Origin of the sequence: Phyllobacterium sp. 1468 (assembly GCF_031455525.1) — a bacterium.
Taxonomy (GTDB): Bacteria; Pseudomonadota; Alphaproteobacteria; order Rhizobiales; family Rhizobiaceae; genus Phyllobacterium.
This window is the reverse complement of the sequence record NZ_JAVDSX010000003.1, coordinates 390,163-407,254: the sequence shown is the minus strand read 5'-3', so window position 1 is coordinate 407,254 and position 17,092 is coordinate 390,163. Positions and strand designations below refer to the sequence as shown.

Annotated in this window: 12 protein-coding genes; 1 reads left to right on the top strand and 11 read right to left on the bottom strand. The window is 54.9% G+C overall.

What is annotated here, in order from left to right:
• Nucleotides 1–12 precede the first annotated feature (12 nt).
• The 4 genes from J2X72_RS11115 to J2X72_RS11100 are packed head-to-tail and all read right to left on the bottom strand — an operon-like array spanning nucleotide 13 to nucleotide 5,281.
• Nucleotides 13–1,323, bottom strand: a complete 1,311-nt coding sequence (locus J2X72_RS11115) for a M16 family metallopeptidase (RefSeq protein ID WP_405044692.1) — start codon at nucleotides 1,321–1,323, stop codon at nucleotides 13–15.
• A complete protein-coding gene (locus J2X72_RS11110; RefSeq protein WP_310071838.1) occupies nucleotides 1,320–2,792 on the bottom strand; it encodes a pitrilysin family protein in 1,473 nt (490 codons plus the stop codon). The genes J2X72_RS11115 and J2X72_RS11110 overlap by 4 nt, the downstream gene beginning before the upstream one ends.
• 48 nt (nucleotides 2,793–2,840) lie before the next feature.
• Complete coding sequence (gene rsmD / locus J2X72_RS11105) at nucleotides 2,841–3,398, bottom strand: 16S rRNA (guanine(966)-N(2))-methyltransferase RsmD (RefSeq protein ID WP_310071836.1); 558 nt, start codon at nucleotides 3,396–3,398, stop codon at nucleotides 2,841–2,843.
• 11 nt (nucleotides 3,399–3,409) lie between these two features.
• A complete protein-coding gene (locus J2X72_RS11100) occupies nucleotides 3,410–5,281 on the bottom strand; it encodes a pseudouridine synthase (protein ID WP_310071834.1) in 1,872 nt (623 codons plus the stop codon).
• A 99-nt stretch (nucleotides 5,282–5,380) separates the two neighbouring features.
• On the opposite strand from J2X72_RS11100, the gene J2X72_RS11095 reads away from it, so the two are divergent.
• Nucleotides 5,381–5,812: a nucleoside deaminase gene (locus J2X72_RS11095; RefSeq protein ID WP_405044697.1), complete on the top strand. Its 432-nt coding sequence runs from the start codon at nucleotides 5,381–5,383 to the stop codon at nucleotides 5,810–5,812.
• Here the strand turns inward: J2X72_RS11095 and J2X72_RS11090 are convergent.
• The 7 genes from J2X72_RS11090 to J2X72_RS11060 all read right to left on the bottom strand — a co-directional run bounded on the left by J2X72_RS11090 (nucleotide 5,809) and on the right by J2X72_RS11060 (nucleotide 17,018).
• The gene (locus J2X72_RS11090) at nucleotides 5,809–6,795 is read right to left on the bottom strand and encodes a DUF4105 domain-containing protein (protein WP_310071830.1); all 987 of its coding nucleotides are present in this window, start codon (nucleotides 6,793–6,795) and stop codon (nucleotides 5,809–5,811) included. The genes J2X72_RS11095 and J2X72_RS11090 overlap by 4 nt on opposite strands.
• Before the next feature lie 355 nt (nucleotides 6,796–7,150).
• Nucleotides 7,151–7,822 (bottom strand): hypothetical protein, encoded by a 672-nt coding sequence (locus J2X72_RS11085; RefSeq protein WP_310071827.1) that lies wholly within the window; start codon nucleotides 7,820–7,822, stop codon nucleotides 7,151–7,153.
• Nucleotides 7,823–8,014: 192 nt separating this feature from the next.
• Nucleotides 8,015–10,933 (bottom strand): isoleucine--tRNA ligase, encoded by a 2,919-nt coding sequence (gene ileS / locus J2X72_RS11080; RefSeq protein WP_310071825.1) that lies wholly within the window; start codon nucleotides 10,931–10,933, stop codon nucleotides 8,015–8,017.
• Between the two features lie 272 nt (nucleotides 10,934–11,205).
• Nucleotides 11,206–12,048 carry a MipA/OmpV family protein gene (locus J2X72_RS11075; RefSeq protein WP_310071823.1) on the bottom strand — a complete coding sequence of 281 codons (843 nt, stop codon included), beginning with the start codon at nucleotides 12,046–12,048 and terminating at the stop codon, nucleotides 11,206–11,208.
• Between the two features lie 103 nt (nucleotides 12,049–12,151).
• Nucleotides 12,152–13,132 carry a bifunctional riboflavin kinase/FAD synthetase gene (locus tag J2X72_RS11070; RefSeq protein ID WP_310071821.1) on the bottom strand — a complete coding sequence of 327 codons (981 nt, stop codon included), beginning with the start codon at nucleotides 13,130–13,132 and terminating at the stop codon, nucleotides 12,152–12,154.
• 215 nt (nucleotides 13,133–13,347) lie between these two features.
• The gene (locus J2X72_RS11065; protein WP_310071820.1) at nucleotides 13,348–15,849 is read right to left on the bottom strand and encodes a hypothetical protein; all 2,502 of its coding nucleotides are present in this window, start codon (nucleotides 15,847–15,849) and stop codon (nucleotides 13,348–13,350) included.
• A gap of 320 nt (nucleotides 15,850–16,169) precedes the next feature.
• On the bottom strand, nucleotides 16,170–17,018 hold the full coding sequence (locus tag J2X72_RS11060; RefSeq protein ID WP_310072206.1) for a TIGR01459 family HAD-type hydrolase: 849 nt from the start codon (nucleotides 17,016–17,018) through the stop codon (nucleotides 16,170–16,172).
• Nucleotides 17,019–17,092: the final 74 nt, after the last annotated feature.

Here is a 17,092-nt window from a genome sequence, read left to right as displayed (position 1 = left end):
CTCCCATTCTTCTCAGGATTGTGGCGACCCGACGATGAGAATAGCCGGATCCGTTTCAAGCAATTTTTTGGCCGCTTCCTTGACCTGATCGAGCGTTACCCGGTTGATCAGCTCGGCGCGCTTGTCGATATAGTCCCGGCCGAGATTTTCGTCCTGCAAGCCGATAAGCGTACTGGCGACAGCCGACGACGAGTCGAGATTGTTCACGGCATAGGACCCGACAAGATATTTCTTGGCCTCGTCAAGCTCGTCTTCCGTCGGGCCGTCCTTGGCCATTTTGGCGATCTCGGTTTTCAATATCTGCAGGGTTTCGTTGGCGCGATCAGCCCGGGTGGCCGTGTTCACCATCAGCGCCGCCATATGATCGCGTGTCACGAGGTTCGAGCCCGCCGAATAAGCAAGACCGCGCTTTTCGCGCACCTCGTTGTAAATCCGGGAAGAGAATGTGCCGCCGCCAAGAATATGGTTCATGATATAGGCGGGAAAGAAATCGGGATCCTGACGACGAACACCGGGATAAACCATGGAGATCGACGTCTGCGGCAGGACGTAATCAACGCGCGTAATTTGACCAAACGCAAGCTTGGCCTCGCTGACGGTCTCAAGTTCAGCTTTCTCCGGAAGGTCGCCAAACACCTTGTCAAGCAGTGGACTTAACTCTTCGGGACTGATCGAACCGACCACGGCAACAATCAGATTATCGCGGGCGAAATTGTGTTTGTGAAAGGTTGCCAGATCATCATGGGTGATCGAATTCAGGCTCGCTTCCGTGCCTTCTGAACGACGCCCATAGGGATGATCGCCATAAAGCGCTTCCGCGAATTTACGTCCGGCTATCGTGTTGGGATCACGTTCAGACGACTTGATCCCTGCAACAATCTGCTGACGAATCCGGTCAATCGGCGCTTGATCGAAACGAGGCTTGTTGACTGCCAGTGTCAGAAGATCAACGGCCTGATCCCGTTTCTCGGCGAGCATACGAATGGATCCCGTAACGTCGTCATCGTCGGCGTTGAAGCTCATCTCGGCGCCGACGTCGTCCAGCTTCTCCTGAAAAGTTTGCGAATCGAAATCACCAGCACCTTCATCGAAAAGGCCGGTCATCAAATTGGCAAGACCTTCCTTGCCGTCAGGATCCTGGGTCGATCCGCCCTTGAACGAAAAGCGCATGGAAATCAGCGGGACGAAATCGTCCTGCACCAGCCAGGCCTTGACGCCTTTCGGCGAGACGACTTCCTTTATCTCGACCGCATAACTTGGAGCAGCGGAGAACAGGATCAGGAAAAACAGGGCGGCAAATCGCTTCATGATTGGCGCGGTCATTGGACGGCCCCTTCTGCAGGCGCTTCTGGTTGTTGTGCTTCTGCGGGCTCGTTGTCCGATTTCTGATCGGGTTTGCCGTCCTCCGGCATGAGATAACTCGTAACCGAACGGCTATCGACAAGATAGCGCTGCGCCACCATCTGGATATCCTGAACCTTTACCGCGCGGATGCGATCTGGCCATTCCTGAATGTCCTGAATGGTTTGTCCAGTCGAGAGCGTCGAGCCATAGATGCGCGCCATGCCAGCCTGACTGTCACGGGCGAAAATGACGCTTTTCAGGAAACGATTGCGCGCCTTCTCGAGTTCATCTTCCGTTACGCCGTCCTTGATGATTCTGGCGATCTGAGCGTCGATACCAGCTTCGACTTCGGTCAGGGTGGCTGTACCGCGTGGCGAACCGTAGACACCGAAACTGCCGGTATCCAGCGACCCGCCTTGATAATAGGCGCCGGCGCTTGCAGCAGTTCCGTCGGTGATGACCAATGATTGGTAGATGCGGCTGCGGTTGGATCCACCCAGAATTTCGCTCAAAAGATCCAAGGCTTCAGCCTCCCCCGGTTTGGCACTGGTATAGGAAGGAGCAAGCCACATCTTCTGGAAACTCGGTTGCGAGACCCGCGGGTCGGCCAGTGAGACGGTACGCTTGGTATTCTGCTCCGGCTCTTGCGGACGCTCGCGTTTTCCAGGCTCTGCCCGGCGCGGAACCTTGCCATAAGTCTTTTCGGCAAGCGCCTTCACCGTAGCCAGATCGACATCACCCGAGACGACAAGCGTCGCGTTATTCGGGGTGTAATATTTGGTGTAAAATGCAAGCGCGTCCTTGAGATTCAACCGCTGCATTTCGTGCAGCCAGCCAATCACCGGCATCCGGTAGGGATGGTTCTGGTAGAGCGTTGCATTGACCTCTTCCGCAAGCAAGGCCGAAGGGTTGCTGTCGGTCCGCGAGCGGCGCTCCTCAAGCACGACATCGCGCTCGGTCTTGACCACATCGTCATTCAAGATGAGGTTTTCCATCCGGTCGGCCTCATAGGTCATGACCATTTCGAGAGCCGATGGAGCGACCTGCTGATAGAACGCAGTGTAGTCGTAGGAGGTAAAAGCGTTTTCCTGCCCGCCAATCTCGGCGACCTTGCGGGAAAATTCACCCGCTGGATAGGTCTTGGTGGCTTTGAACATAAGGTGTTCAAAGAAATGTGCGATGCCAGATTTGCCGGGTTCTTCATCCGCTGAACCCACGTGGTACCACATCATGTGTGTGACGACAGGCGCGCGATGATCCGGAATAACGACAACCTCGAGTCCGTTGTCCAGATAGAACGACGAAACGTCATCCTTATTGGTCGTCTCGATCGCCTTCGCGGTTTGCGGAACAGTATCTGCGCGTGCTGGAAGGAAAGAAACAACCGCAAGGGTCGACGCGCCGACCAGGACAAATACCGCAAGTGCGCGGCTTAAAACGAAGGACATAAAAATCGATCCAGTTCTGTTTCACGAATAGCGATACAATCGCGGTCTTTACGACTTCAATGTGACAAGCCGTATAACCGTTCCGCCGTATGGACGTTCTTCGACAACCGAAAATCGCGGATCGAGTTCGACCACAGCTTCAGCCTCTTCCTCAAGCACCAGAAGTGTGTCTGGATTGAGCCAACCGCCGTCAAGCGCGGATTTAAATGCCATCTCGCCGAGGCCTCTTCCATAGGGGGGATCGGCAAAGACCAGATCAAATGGCTCGATGGTGCCGGCGTCGCCAAGTTTCGTTGCATCACGGCGGAATATCTTGGTGTTGCCGAGCAGACCAAATGCCTCGACGTTGGTGCGGATCAGTCCGCGCCCTTCCGTCGATTCTTCAATGAACACACCATAGCGAGCGCCGCGTGACAATGCCTCAAGGCCGAGTGCGCCTGTACCGGCGAACAGGTCGAGTACGCGGGTCGATTCAAACTTCTCGGGATAGTTGTGCACCAGAATATTGAAAAGGCTTTCGCGCGTACGGTCAGTTGTCGGCCGTATTGCGTTGGAGGCGGGCGTCGCCAAGGCACGCCCGCGAAATCTGCCACCGACAATTCGCATGGCTTCAGGTCCTAGGATTTGGGTTTATCGCCACGCGGAGGACGACTTGCGCCACCGCCGCCGGACCGGCCTCTCGGCGGACCTTTGGGCCCGCCATATGGCCGGTCTGCCGTTTTGCCGTCTTGGCGGCCGGGCGCTCGGGTTGGCTTGCCGCTCGCCCCATACGGACGTTCGGCACGCGCCGGGCGATCACCGTGAGCCGGACGCTCACCCCTCGCTTCCCGCTCCTTCAATTCGGCGCGCTCTCGCTTGCCGACGCGTGGCGGACGATCCGGACGAGATCCGTCCCTCGAACCCTCAGGTCGCGCAGCTCCGAATGCCCGCTTTGGTCTGTCATCGGTGCCGCCTTCGCTCCGTGGAGGGCGGGGCGAAAAACTGCGCGGCTTGTCGCCGGCATAACCAGCGGAAGAACGGCTGCCTGTGGGGCGATCACCGGCAGAACGATCACGGGCAGGGCGATCACCGGCAGCACGATCACGGGCTGGCCGAGCCGAGCCTTCGCCGAAGCGCTTGGGCTTGTCGGCACGAGGGCTGTCCGAACGGTCTTGCTCTTCTCGCGCTGCCAAGGCCTTCGCCCGTGCCTTGCCCATCGGACGCGCGCCAGGAGCCATCCAGACATTGGCGCCGCGAGACTTGCGCGGAGCAAGCGCCTCATCTTCCTTGCGTTCTCGATCTGCTTTCGAATTCACGCCCAGCGGCTTGCGCGGTTTTTGATCGCCGTCACGCGGGGCCCGAGCGGGGCGTTCATCGCGACCACTGCGTGGTACGGCAGGACGATCGTTCCGATCGGTAGTCCAGCGGGACAACGTTTGCTCGCGCTTTTCGTCCTTGGATTTGCGCGGTCCCCGGGCCTTGGCAACCGGTGCACTGGATATCCACTCGGATGAGCGGCGCTCCGGACGCTCGCTTGGCTGCTGGACCGCCTCACCCTTCACCGCATCATTTGAGAACTCGTTGATTATTGGCGCATCGAAATCCGCCCCGGATTCTTCGATCAGCCGTTCCCCAAGCTGGTCGCGCAAGGTTCGGCCATTCATTTCGCGCACCGAGCCCTCCGGCAGATCGCTGAGCTGGAACGGTCCATAGGAAATGCGGATCAGCCGGTTGACTGAAAGTCCAAGTGCGCCAAGTACATTTTTGACTTCGCGGTTTTTACCTTCGCGCAAGCCAACCATGATCCACACGTTCGAGCCCTGTTCGCGCTCCAGGGTCGCTTCGATCGCACCGTAGAAGACGCCATCGACTGCAATGCCATCCTTCAGCGTATCCAGCTTTTCCTGGGTAATGCTGCCATGAGCACGTACCCTGTAGCGGCGGAGCCAGCCGGTAGAAGGAAGTTCAAGAGCGCGGGATAGCCCGCCATCATTGGTGAGAAGCAGCAATCCTTCCGTGTTGATGTCAAGGCGGCCGACCGAAAGAACGCGCGGCATATCCTTTGGCAAGGATTCAAAGACGGTCTGGCGCCCCTCCGGGTCACGGTTGGTCGTTACAAGACCTGCAGGCTTGTGGTAAAGCCAAAGACGCGTGCGTTCCTTTTGTGGTAAAGGCTTGCCATCGACTTCGATGCGATCAGCAGGCATGACGTTGATGGCCGGGCTTTCGAGCCGCTTGCCATTGACGGAAACGCGGCCCGCAGCGATCATCGTTTCGGCCTCTCGCCGAGAAGCTATGCCGGCGCGAGCCAAGCGCTTGGCGATACGTTCGCCTTCTTCGGCCGGAGCTTCGTCACGCGAGGGCTTGCGCTGGTCGGCCCCACGTTTGGCGGGAGCGTCATCGAACTTGCGCGGGCCTCTGGCGCGGTCGCCTTCATTGCCCCGCTTGTCGAAGCTGCGCTTTTCAAAGGGACGTTTGCCGCCCTTCCCGTCATCATTTGAACTTGTCATGGAATGTTTGCCTTTCAGCAGCGCTCACTAACAGCTATGAGGTTTTCTTGCGAGTAAATTCTGGACGATGAGCGCCGCGTGAACCAAAAAACTGATCCAATGAGTGTGGCCCTTGCCGAAGCGCATGACGCCGCGACGCGCAGCGAGGTGCCGATCGGCGCGGTCCTGGTCAAAGATGGGACAATCGTGGCGCAGGCGGGCAATCGCACACGCGAACTCAAGGATCCAACGGCACATGCGGAAATCCTCGTCATCCGCGAAGCCTGCCAGATCCTGGATGACGAACGCCTCACCGGTTGCGATCTCTACGTGACCTTGGAGCCCTGCACCATGTGTGCGGCGGCAATTTCTTTCGCCCGCATAAGGCGGCTCTACTACGGCGCACAGGACGTCAAAGGCGGCGGCGTGGAAAACGGTGCGCGGTTTTTTGCTCAGCCCACTTGCCACCACGCACCGGAGGTATATTCCGGCTTTCAGGAACAGGAGGTTGAAGTCATGCTCAAGGAATTCTTCCGCACAAAAAGACTTTAATTTTCTGCCCTGATTTTCGCGGAAAAATCCGCATCTGCGTCAGCATTCTGAGCACGCTGGTTGATCGAAGCTGCTTTTATCGTCGCGTCCAACGGTTTCTGATGATCGATGGCGCCGATGTCATAAAGATAGCCGGGCAAATAGCCTGACAGAATGACCCGGTAATCGAGCGGTAGTTCCGCCGTGATAGCACGGGCCATGTCGAAAATGACCGTCGTGCAGTTGGCGGTTATCGTATTGTAGAATTTTGCTGTGGTCGCCAGATGATTGGCGTTGTCAATATAGGACAGGAAGAGTGCCTGTCGCATCTCCGGCCTGAGATTGATGCGATAGCGATAAACATCCTCCTTGCGGATATTGGTACGCAATCGAATGATATCGCGCTCGTCGGCGGCAATCATCGCCAGCTCAAATTCCTTGAAGAACCCTCCGATTTCGGAGAACTCTTCATGACGCTCCTTGCGAATCTCTGCAGAGAAAACAACGTGATCGCCGTTATTGAAGCCAAAGCTGACAAGCGTATGGGCGATGGCGGGATTCGACCAATAGGACAGAAACAAGTCGACGGACTCCAGATCTTGAAGATCATAAGTCCGAACTTCCCAGCGCGGTGTGTAGTCAGCCGGCGTTCGCCATTCAAAGTTGCGAATGTTGGATAGCGTCACATAGTTTCCGTTGAGTGAGCCAGTCACAGTCTGCGCAACATCATCGGCCCAAATGCGATTCAACGAGGGTGTGATAGTGCTCCACCAATAGCCGAGGCCAACCATGACCGGGACCAGCACGATAAGCGCGCGCCAGGCACGACCCTTGAACTCCAGCCAAAGGACGGCGAAAACGATAGCCGCCCAGAGCAACAGGCAACCAATATTACCGGCAATGCCGAACGGCAATTGATACCAGAGTGCAAACCCTCCCCACAGAAAGCCGATAAGCGTCAAAATTATAAGGATGATCAGGCCAAGAAATCGCAGGATGAACAATTGTTGCGGTCCTCGATGGGAAGATGGAAGCGACGCGGTCCCCTTGTAAACGAAAGCGTCAATCCGTTCCACAATTCTCGTTGCTAGAATCGCTATAGGAAGAGCCAAACGTGGTGGCCGGGCCCAAGATCAGGGTCAAAACCCAACTCGATCAGCGCAGCAGCTGACTGATCGGCGATGCCTGGAGCGATCGACTGCCGCTTCTAGTGCCAGAAATAGTCACCCTTGAGTATTAGGGTGCGATAACATCGTCCTAGTTGCGATTTTTGTCGGTCTTGACGACCTTCACGATCGTTCAGGGAATAATAGCTCAACTATTGTGTGACCTTGCAGACTGCGCGCGGCTGTTAAATCTTTATTCCCAAGGAATGAGATTTCTCCAACTGAAGCCTTTGTCTTTTTTGGCAGCGGCTTTACGTTCCCGCTCTTTCTTGGCCTCATCTTCGCCCAGCTCATTGGCTGCAGCGGTTGGGGCTGGCGCGCGGTATTCAAGTGGCGGCTCGCTCAGGTAACGGCGCGTTGTTGGCGAGCCGGCTGTCGACGCAAGCTTGCGAGCGCGAAAATCTGCCCCCGCACTGCTTTTCGATCCCTGATTGGCAGGAGACTTGTCGTTGAAGAAGCCATATTCCGGCTTGCCTGCAGATTGCTGGGCAAGAGGCATGTCATTCTCGACTTCCGGCACGAAATTCGGATTGTTCTGGTTCGCGGTAGCTGTGTCGCGTATGCGCTTGCGCCGCGCCTCGGGCGATTCCGGCCAGTTTGCGCTGTCGGTTTTCACGACATCGTTCTGCGGTGCTGGTAGCTGTGCTACCTTGCCCTCGGCCGGACGGACGAGTTCGGGACGCGGGTTGTAAGCGATCTGGTTCTTCTTCTTGGATGATCCGAAGGAGGCCATGTTCGATACGTCGTCAAGGAGCTGGCTGCCAGCAGTCTTGTCCGTCCCATAGGTGGGCGACGACATGCAACCGCCAAGGGCCAGTGACGCGACCAGTGCACCGAAAACCGTAATGCGTCCGTTCAAATCCATAACTCGCTATTTCCAACCCATGTCTGGGCAGTTCCGACTGCCGATCAATTCTGCTTGATCTATGCCCTGCCTCTAAAATCAGGCAACTCAATGGCAAGCCTTTTACATGAGGCCAAATAGATTAAGCAAGTCTGTGCATGTTTTTACAGAGGCATATGCGGATCACTTTATCCAGCAATCCGCATTTCTTCTCTAAACAGCCAACTTTCCAAGTTTTTCCAGCTCGTGGAGAGCCTCGGCATCACGGGCTGAAACATCAGGAAATGCCGGGTCCAAGCCGACATCGTGCGTATATCGCCACGAACGGGCACACTTCGTCCCCGTCGCACGTTGAGATATAACCGCAACGCCCTTCACATCATCGGAGACAAACGCATCCGCTGGTGCTGTTTCGCCTTTTATCGTGATGTCGCTGGTGATGCAGATCTCCGCCATATCCAGACCTTTTACCGCAGCAAGCAATTCCGGATCCGTAATGTAGACCACGGGCGCCGCCTCAAGGGACGAGCCGATGGTTTTCTTTGCCCTCTCCAGTTCAAGCGCACCGGTTACGACACGGCGGACATCTTTCACCTTGCGCCATTTGGCGGCAAGTTCATCATTCTTCCATTCCTTTGGCGCTTCGCGAAACTGCTCCAGATGCACCGATACTGCGTCCTTGTGGAGGTCCAGCCAAGCTTCCTCCATCGTGAACGGCAGCATCGGAGCCAGCCATGTGACGATGCGGTCAAAGAGATAGCGAACGACTTGAAGCGAGGCTTTGCGTCTGATGCTCGACGGCGCATCGCAATAAAGCGAGTCCTTGCGGATATCGAAATAGAAGGCCGAGAGTTCGACATTCATGAAGTCGACCAGCGCGCGGGTGATACGTTTGAACTCGAAAGCGTCATAGCCCGTGCGTACAACTTCATCGAGTTCCGCAAGCCGGTGCAGCATCAGCTTCTCGAGCTCTGGCATATCCTGATAGGCGATCTCATCGCCCTCATCATGAGCAAGCGTGCCGAGCATCCAGCGGATCGTGTTACGCAATTTGCGATAGGCGTCGATGTTGGTCTGGATAATGTTCTTGCCGAGACGCTGGTCTTCCCAGTAATCGGTCGTCATGACCCAAAGCCGCAGGATATCCGCACCGGAATCCTTGATGACATCCTGCGGAGTCACCGTATTGCCGAGCGATTTCGACATCTTTCGCCCTTCCTCATCCATGGTAAATCCATGGGTGACAAGGGTGTCGTAGGGCGCGCGACCACGCGTACCGCAGCTTTCCAGCAGCGAGGAATGGAACCAGCCGCGATGCTGATCCGAACCTTCGAGATAGACGTCGGCAGGCCACTTCAGGTCAGGGCGGTCCTCCAGCGTAAACACATGGGTTGAACCGGAATCGAACCAGACATCGAGAATATCGCGGACCTGCGTCCACGGCTCATTGGCCTTTTCACCAAGGAACCGCTCGCGCGCACCTTCTGCGAACCAGGCATCGGCTCCTTCCTGCTCGAATGCTTCGAGGATGCGAGCGTTGACACCATCGTCCTTCAGGACATTACCGTTTTCGTCGGCAAAGACGCAAATCGGCACACCCCAGGCGCGCTGGCGCGACAACACCCAATCAGGGCGATCCTCGATCATCGCACGCAAACGGTTCTGGCCACCGGCAGGGACGAAACGCGTCTCGTCGATCGCGGCAAGTGCGCGCGAACGCAGCGTCGTCTGATCGCCGAGGTCCTTGTCCATATAGACGAACCATTGCGGTGTATTGCGGAAGATCACCGGCTTCTTCGAGCGCCAGGAATGCGGATAAGAATGTTTCAGGCGACCACGCGCGAACAACGCGCCACGTGCGATGAGCTCGTCGATGACGGCCTTGTTGGCGTCGCCCTTTTTGCCATTGTCATCGATAACGCGCGCAGCACCGCCTTCACGGTCGGGGCCGAAGCCCGGCGCGTCCTTTGTATAATAGCCGGCATCGTCCACGGTGAAGGGGATCGCTGACGAAATGCCCTTTGCCTCAAGTTCGCGCGCCGCATCCGTCCAGGCATCGAAGTCCTCGCGGCCATGGCCGGGCGCCGTGTGGACAAAGCCTGTGCCGGCATCGTCGGTGACATGATCGCCGGGCAGCATGGGAACGTCGAATTCATAGCCGCCGTTAAGGCCTTTGAAGGGATGGGCAAGCGTGATCGCCGCAAGTTCATCAGCCGAAACGGTCCTGATGCGCTTGAAGGTCAGCTTGGCTTTCGTTGCCGATTCTTCGGCAAGCGCATCAGCGAAACTCAACGTCTCGCCAGGACGCGGACCGAAATCATTCTCTGCAGACTCAACCTCGTACAGCCCATACGCAACGCGCGGCGAATAGCTCACCGCTCGGTTGCCGGGGATTGTCCAGGGCGTAGTGGTCCAGATGACGACTGACGCAGACAATAAATCCTGAGGTCCTTCAGCAACAGGAAACTTCACCCAGATCGTATCGCTTTCGATATCCGCATATTCAACTTCAGCCTCGGCGAGCGCGGTGCGCTCGACCACGGACCACATAACGGGCTTTGAGCCGCGATAAAGCTGACCTGACATTGCGAATTTCAATAATTCACCGGCAATGCGGCTTTCCGCATGGAAGGCCATCGTCGTGTAGGGGTTTTCGAAATCGCCTTCGATGCCGAGGCGCTTGAACTCCGCCGACTGGACCTTGATCCAATGCGTGGCGAACTCACGACACTCCTTGCGGAACTCGTTGATCGGCACCTCGTCCTTGTCCTTGCCCTTGGCGCGGTACTGCTCCTCGATCTTCCATTCGATCGGCAGGCCGTGACAATCCCAGCCGGGCACATAATTGGAGTCATAGCCGCGCATCTGGAACGAGCGGGTGATGACGTCCTTGAGGATCTTATTCAGCGCGTGGCCGATATGGATGTTGCCGTTGGCATAGGGCGGGCCGTCATGCAGGACGTAGAGCGGACGCCCATTCGCGTCCTCGCGCAGCTTCTTGTAGAGATTCATCTCCTGCCAGCGCGCGACGAATTCCGGTTCCTTGGCGGGCAGCCCCGCGCGCATCGGAAAGTCCGTTTGCGGCAGATAGAGTGTTTTCGAATAGTCGAGTGTCGTGGACGTATCGGTCATTTTACCAGCTTGTGATGGGGCCCGCGCGTTATCGCAGCGGGCAGGATTCGAAGAAATCATATTAGAGCGCAAAGGCGCCGCCCCGGACCTTCCGCACCGCAAAGCCGAAGCTTCAGGAACGCGGCAAGGCCGGGCCAGTAATTCGTATCGCGTGAATAGGTATGGACTGCGCGCCAGTCCTGCAAACGGTTTTCATGCCGCGCTTTTAGCAACCACCGCTCATAGAATAAAGAGGGAGGCGCAATAAACTTCGCGTGCGCCGCTTCAGCCCTTTAAAGCGCGAAGTCGAACCGGTAGGTTGCCTGCACGCCCAATGTCGCCTGATTGGCCGAACCACGTTCCCTGACCAGGCTTGAATCTGCCGCCGGCCCCATCAGCCGGCTATACTCGGCATAAGCGCTCGTCGTGATTTTGTCGGTGGTCTGCCAAGTGATCTGACCGCCGACCCCAAGCGATTTTAGGCCACCGCCCGGAGAATACCGTGCGAGGCCCGACGCCACAGACTCGCTGGCCGTCACACCATAATATTCTTCAAAATAGTCCTTGGAGGCAACGGTTGCACGCGGACCCGCGGACACGCGCACTGTTGGCGTTATGTCCTTGAAAGCATCGATGGCAAAATCGGCAACGACGCCGTCATGAGCGCCGATACCGCGCCGCACCTCGACCCGGCCGCGAATATTGTCCGTCGGATAGAATTCCGCAAAGCCACCGAGCTCGAATCCCCAGTCGACATCGTGAAGGCCTTTGAGATCGTCAGAGTCACCATCGTCGCGCCCGGTAATCAGTTTACCGGTGATACCAGCGCGGAAAACGCCGGTGTCGATGAAACCGAGGGAGGCATTGTCGTTGAGCGAGGAAAAACGAACCGACTTCCCTGCGCGGCCAAGAGAGATAACCGGGGCAGCGCTGAGCATATAGTCCTTGGCGCCTTCATATTTTGGCGCAACGAAGCCTTTGGCGCCAAGCGTGAGATACCAGTCGCCTGACCACCAATGATCTCCGCGTGTGCTACTGGTTGGCTGGCTGTCCGGATAATACTCATCAGCAAAAACTGCAGTTGATCCCGCAAAAAACAATGCGCTCGAGAGAGCGCCAATCAGGCGAATAGACATGAAATCACTCCGGAACCCTGCCTGGGAGATGGCAAGTTATCCGGCGACGCTACCGAAAGATAGATAAAATTGGCTTTATTGTCTTGGTAAACAATTTACCAATTCAATCGAAGTTGATCGTCTGATCGAGCGCCGACAATGGCTGTACACCCTGAAGCAAGGCTCGCGCTTCCTCTTCGTCGCGCTTGATCTGCTGCATCATCGGTTCCAGGCCGTCGAATTTTTCCTCGCCGCGCAGATAACCAAAGAATGATACGGCGCAGGTTTCACCATAGAGATCCCCGTTGAAATCGAAGACATAGGTTTCGAGTAGCGGTTCACCATCCGTGTCAACCGTCGGCCGCCGGCCGAAGCTGGCAACGCCATCCTGGAGCGTGCCATCAGCCCGGCGGAAACGCACAGCATAGATGCCATGTTTCAGATGTGTTTCCGGAGGCAAAACCATGTTGGCTGTCGGAAATCCGATGGTGCGGCCCAGCTGTTTGCCGCCAATGACCTCGGCCCGGACACGGTGGCGATAACCGAGTAGACCCGCCGCCTCCACCACCTCCCCTTCGCCGAAAAGCTCGCGAATACGGCTTGATGAGATCGCGTGACCGCCCTCATCGCGGAAGGCATCGACCAGAGTGACGTCAAAGCCACGCTTTTCGCCGGCATCCATCAGAAAGGCGGGGCCGCCCTGGCGGTTCTTGCCGAAATGAAAATCAAACCCAGTGACGATGCGGCTCGCCGCCAGGCCGCCGACCAGTATCTGGTCCACAAATACGTCTGCAGTCAGTTGCGAAAACGCGCGCGTGAAATGGCACTCGACCACCGCATCAAAGCCCAGTGCCTCGAGAATGGAGGCTTTCTCGGCGGCAGGGGTCAAGCGGTCTACCGGCTGGTCCGGTACAAACACGCTGCGCGGATGCGGTTCGAAAGTCAGGACGAGCGATGGCTTTCGCGCCGCCTGCGCTGCCTCAAGCGCTCGTTCCAGCACAGCCTGGTGACCACGATGTACACCATCGAAATTGCCGATCGCGACCACAGCACCTTTGAGGTGCTCGGGCAAATGGTTCGGATCGGTCAAACGCAGGATGGACATATCTCTCCTCAGGCCAGCATGGTCATCGTGGCCACTGGATTACTGCCGTGCTTTGCCAAAAAAGCCAACAGTTTTTCGACGCAGTGAGTGCTGTCCGTGACATGGTCCGTAGCGTGAATACCGCCGGTGTGAAGGCTATTCCTTACCTTATAAGTAGCATCCTAAAGAAGAGGAGTGATGACTAATCACCACTCCAACCGGGTAGAACGCCTCATCTAATAAGAAACCGTCGAATTGACCGGTGACACGGCAAAGAAAATGTTATTGTCACAGCTGATTTTATAGCGCACTTTGGTGTCGGGTGCGTGGGACTCATCTGCAACGAGTTGAACGCCATTAACAACAGTCACAGGCCGTGGGATCTGAATATCCGTTCTGGCAATTGTTGGAACATGGTTGCCCTTCGCATCGACAGCCGCCTTATCATTAAGGTCAAGTTCAACGGGCGTATTGGCAACATGGGCTGCAAGAGGGGTGGGTAAATAAGTATATCCACCGTCTTTGGACATTTCTATAGTCACATATTTGCAGGCAATTGTATTATTATCAGTACCTGCAACATTCCATTTAATGGTTTGAGTTGACCCTGCCAGCCAGCTCACATTGCTGTTCGGGCTTGTTACCGCAAAAGCCCTGCCGGTATTTTCAACACTAAATCTTATTTGAGCGATCGCCCCTGTCGGTGCTACAACCTTGCTTGCAATCCAATCATCAAAAGACAAATTATGGCTTGGTTCGGCCAAGTACTCCAGGGCAAAATCTTCCGGTTTCGGATGCAGGTCTGTTTGAGCATTATCGCGAACTGTAAGCTGAAATGACAGATGGCGAGTTGTCGTTGCAAAGTTCTCACCACTTTCCCATACATCAACGGGTTCATAACCTAGCATTGGAGGATACCCGAAAATTCTGGCAACACTTGGAAATGTTCGCCTGGCTATTCCATCAGGATCCGCAGAAATTGGAGGAAACGATCTGAAGAGGGGGCCAAAACCACGATCCGCTGGAGGGGCAATCCCGTCGCTTGTGATACCTTCTTCTTTTACTTTCGCAATATCATTTTCATCCCAAGTAAAAGTCAATGCATCGTTGCTGGATATAACAGGTTTTAAATTTTTCGATACGCCTTCTGGGACAAATTCAGCTTTCGTTTTATTCGTTTTAACATAATTAAACGCCTCCTTTTCTGACTTGAATGGCAATATTGATGCAATTGGTTTCACAGAATTTCTAGCAGACGCTTGCAACGTAAAAGGAGTTTTTGCTGGAATTGTTTTACCGTTGGCAAAAAATGCAATACCGTCAATCATTATATCTTCCGTATTAAGATTTTCTTTCTCAACGTCAGATGACGATTTGTTATTAGACATGAAGTCTTGCATTTCTGTAATACTATACGCATTGAAATACAAATCAGAATGATATACAATATATTCTTTTAAACTTGTATCTCTATTATTATTTATATCCTGACCAGTGCACTGACCATCATATCCCATAATGGTTGTCCCGCTTCTGGGCTCGACCATGACACCGTAGTTGCTGTCAGAGAAATAAGGGTCACCTAAATTACAACCAGAGAACGTATGGTGCGCACCCAGATAATGACCTACCTCCTGATCCAGGATCTCCTCCACAAAGTTATACTCCGGACCTGGTAGCCCCACATCGATTAGTTTTATCTTCCCCGATCGACGGTAGTGTCCGCTGCCCCATGATTGCGATTCATCAAGAATAATGTCAACACAGGCATCGCAATTGTCATCATGTATGTTAAATAGCATTCTTTTACTATTCACCAAATTAAAATGAGCGCCCACATCACGTTCGTATACTGCATTGAGCCGATTTGTCAGCATAATTATTTGTGAATAGGCCGCCTTATACTGCGATTTTTCAAGATCATCATCATTTCTAGTAGAAATGACATTAAAACGTTGAATATAATCAAAACCAACGGTGTAACCTATGCGAAATTGCCGTAATGTTTTTCCAAATTTAACGATCTCATCTTTTTTCGTCACCGGATCTGGCGAGGGCTGCACAGGATCTTCATGAATGTCCTGTGGTTTTGCTTCTTTCAGCGCTGTTGGCGAGGGCAGCGGCACAGGTTTTTCGCGAATGTCCTGTGTTTTTGGCTCTTTTGGCAAATCTTTACGGAGATTTACCTTTTCCGGTGGCAAATCCTTCCGGTTATAGAGCACATATTGATCATCTTTTCCTTTGGCGAATTTTATTTTGCCCTCGTACCGCTCCAGAGGATCAATGTACCAGGTGCCGTTCTTATCGGTTACCATGGCCCGGATACCAAACGGCGAAATATCCAGTCGCAGATGGCGGCCGTCCTTGTCAGACCCCATATAGCTGCGGATATCTGGCGATTCCTGCATTGCCTTTTCTGACATCACGCCGGAATCGGCAAGGGTGAAGGAGCTTTCGCCGCCTTCCGGCAGCGGCAGGATAATATGATCCTCTGTTGCTCCGTTCGGTTTTGTGTTTGCCGTAGTGGTACTGGAGGCATCTGCCGCCTCTGATGCCGTTTTCTTAAAGGCGCCAAATTTGACTTTAAAGGAGCGGAATTTTGATGGCATTTTGGTGTTGAGACTGCGCGGTGTCGCAATCTCGGTTTCCTGCCAGATATCATCTGACGTATTTTGGGCAAAAGCGGTATTGACGAAGAATGTGGCTGCGAACAGGGATAAGGCGATTAGTCCTTTCATAGAGACCTCTTAAAATAACTTTAAATATTATTTGCGGATATCAGTGGAAAAAACATTGTCGTGCAATGCCCGGACAGCACGGTCGTGAAAATGGTCTGGAGCCCAAGCCGTACCAGCTTATACAAGACAAGATGATACGCAAGGCCGTGGTGACGATTCAACGTCTTTAACAAATATTGAGTATCGGCACTGTACGTGGTTCGATAGGCTCACGTGAGGGAAGTTGAGACCTGCAAATTGACCTTCAACATTGCGGAATCGAGCACCTTTGCACCCGCCCTGCTGTTCGGTCAAACGCAGGATCGACATGATGTTTGACCTCAGGCCAGCATGGTCATCGTGGCCACGGGATTGCTGCCGTGCTTCGCCAGAAATGCAATGAGTTTTTCGAGGTCTTGAACGCCGCCCATGACGTAGTCTCCAGCATGGATACCACCGGAAATGTAAAGAGCGTCAATTCCAAAAAGATCGGCGCCCTTGATGTCAGTCAGCATGCCATCGCCGATAGCGAGGACGCGCGCGGTATCGACAGGCTCGCCGCGCACTTCCGCAGCAGCGCCAACAGCGGCTTCGTAAATTGGGCGATGCGGCTTGCCGGCAATCAATGTCCGGCCGCCAAGTTGGCCATAGTCGCGAGCAAGTGCGCCTGCGCACCATATAAGGCGATCGCCGCGCTCGACGACAATATCTGGATTGGCGCAGATGAACGGCAGATCCCGTGAGCGGAATCGAATGAGCATTTCGGCATAGTCTTCCGGCGCTTCCGTCTCATCATCAAAGAACCCAGTGCATACGACGACTTCTGCTTCGCGTTCCTCGACAAGTTCGACGTCCAGCCCTTCATACAGGGTTTCATCGCGCTCAGGCCCAAGATGAAAGACGCGGCGCGGCGCATTGCGGATCAGCTCGCGCGTCACGTCCCCCGATGTGACAATGCGATCGTAGGAAGATTCCGGCACGCCAAGCGCGTGTATCTGCTGCGCGACGCTATCAAAACGGCGCGGTGCATTTGTTATGAGGACGACCGTCAGACCGGCTTTCCGCGCACGTGAAAGAGCGGCTGATGCGGAAGCAAACGAATCCACGCCATTGTGCAGAACGCCCCAGACATCGCACAGGAGTACATCGTAACGATCCATCAATTCGTCGAGACGCTGCAAATGTATCATATCGGTCATGCCGATCCTTTCCGAGAACGCAAAGCCCGACACCGCTTACCCGATTGCATGAAATGTGTCACCCA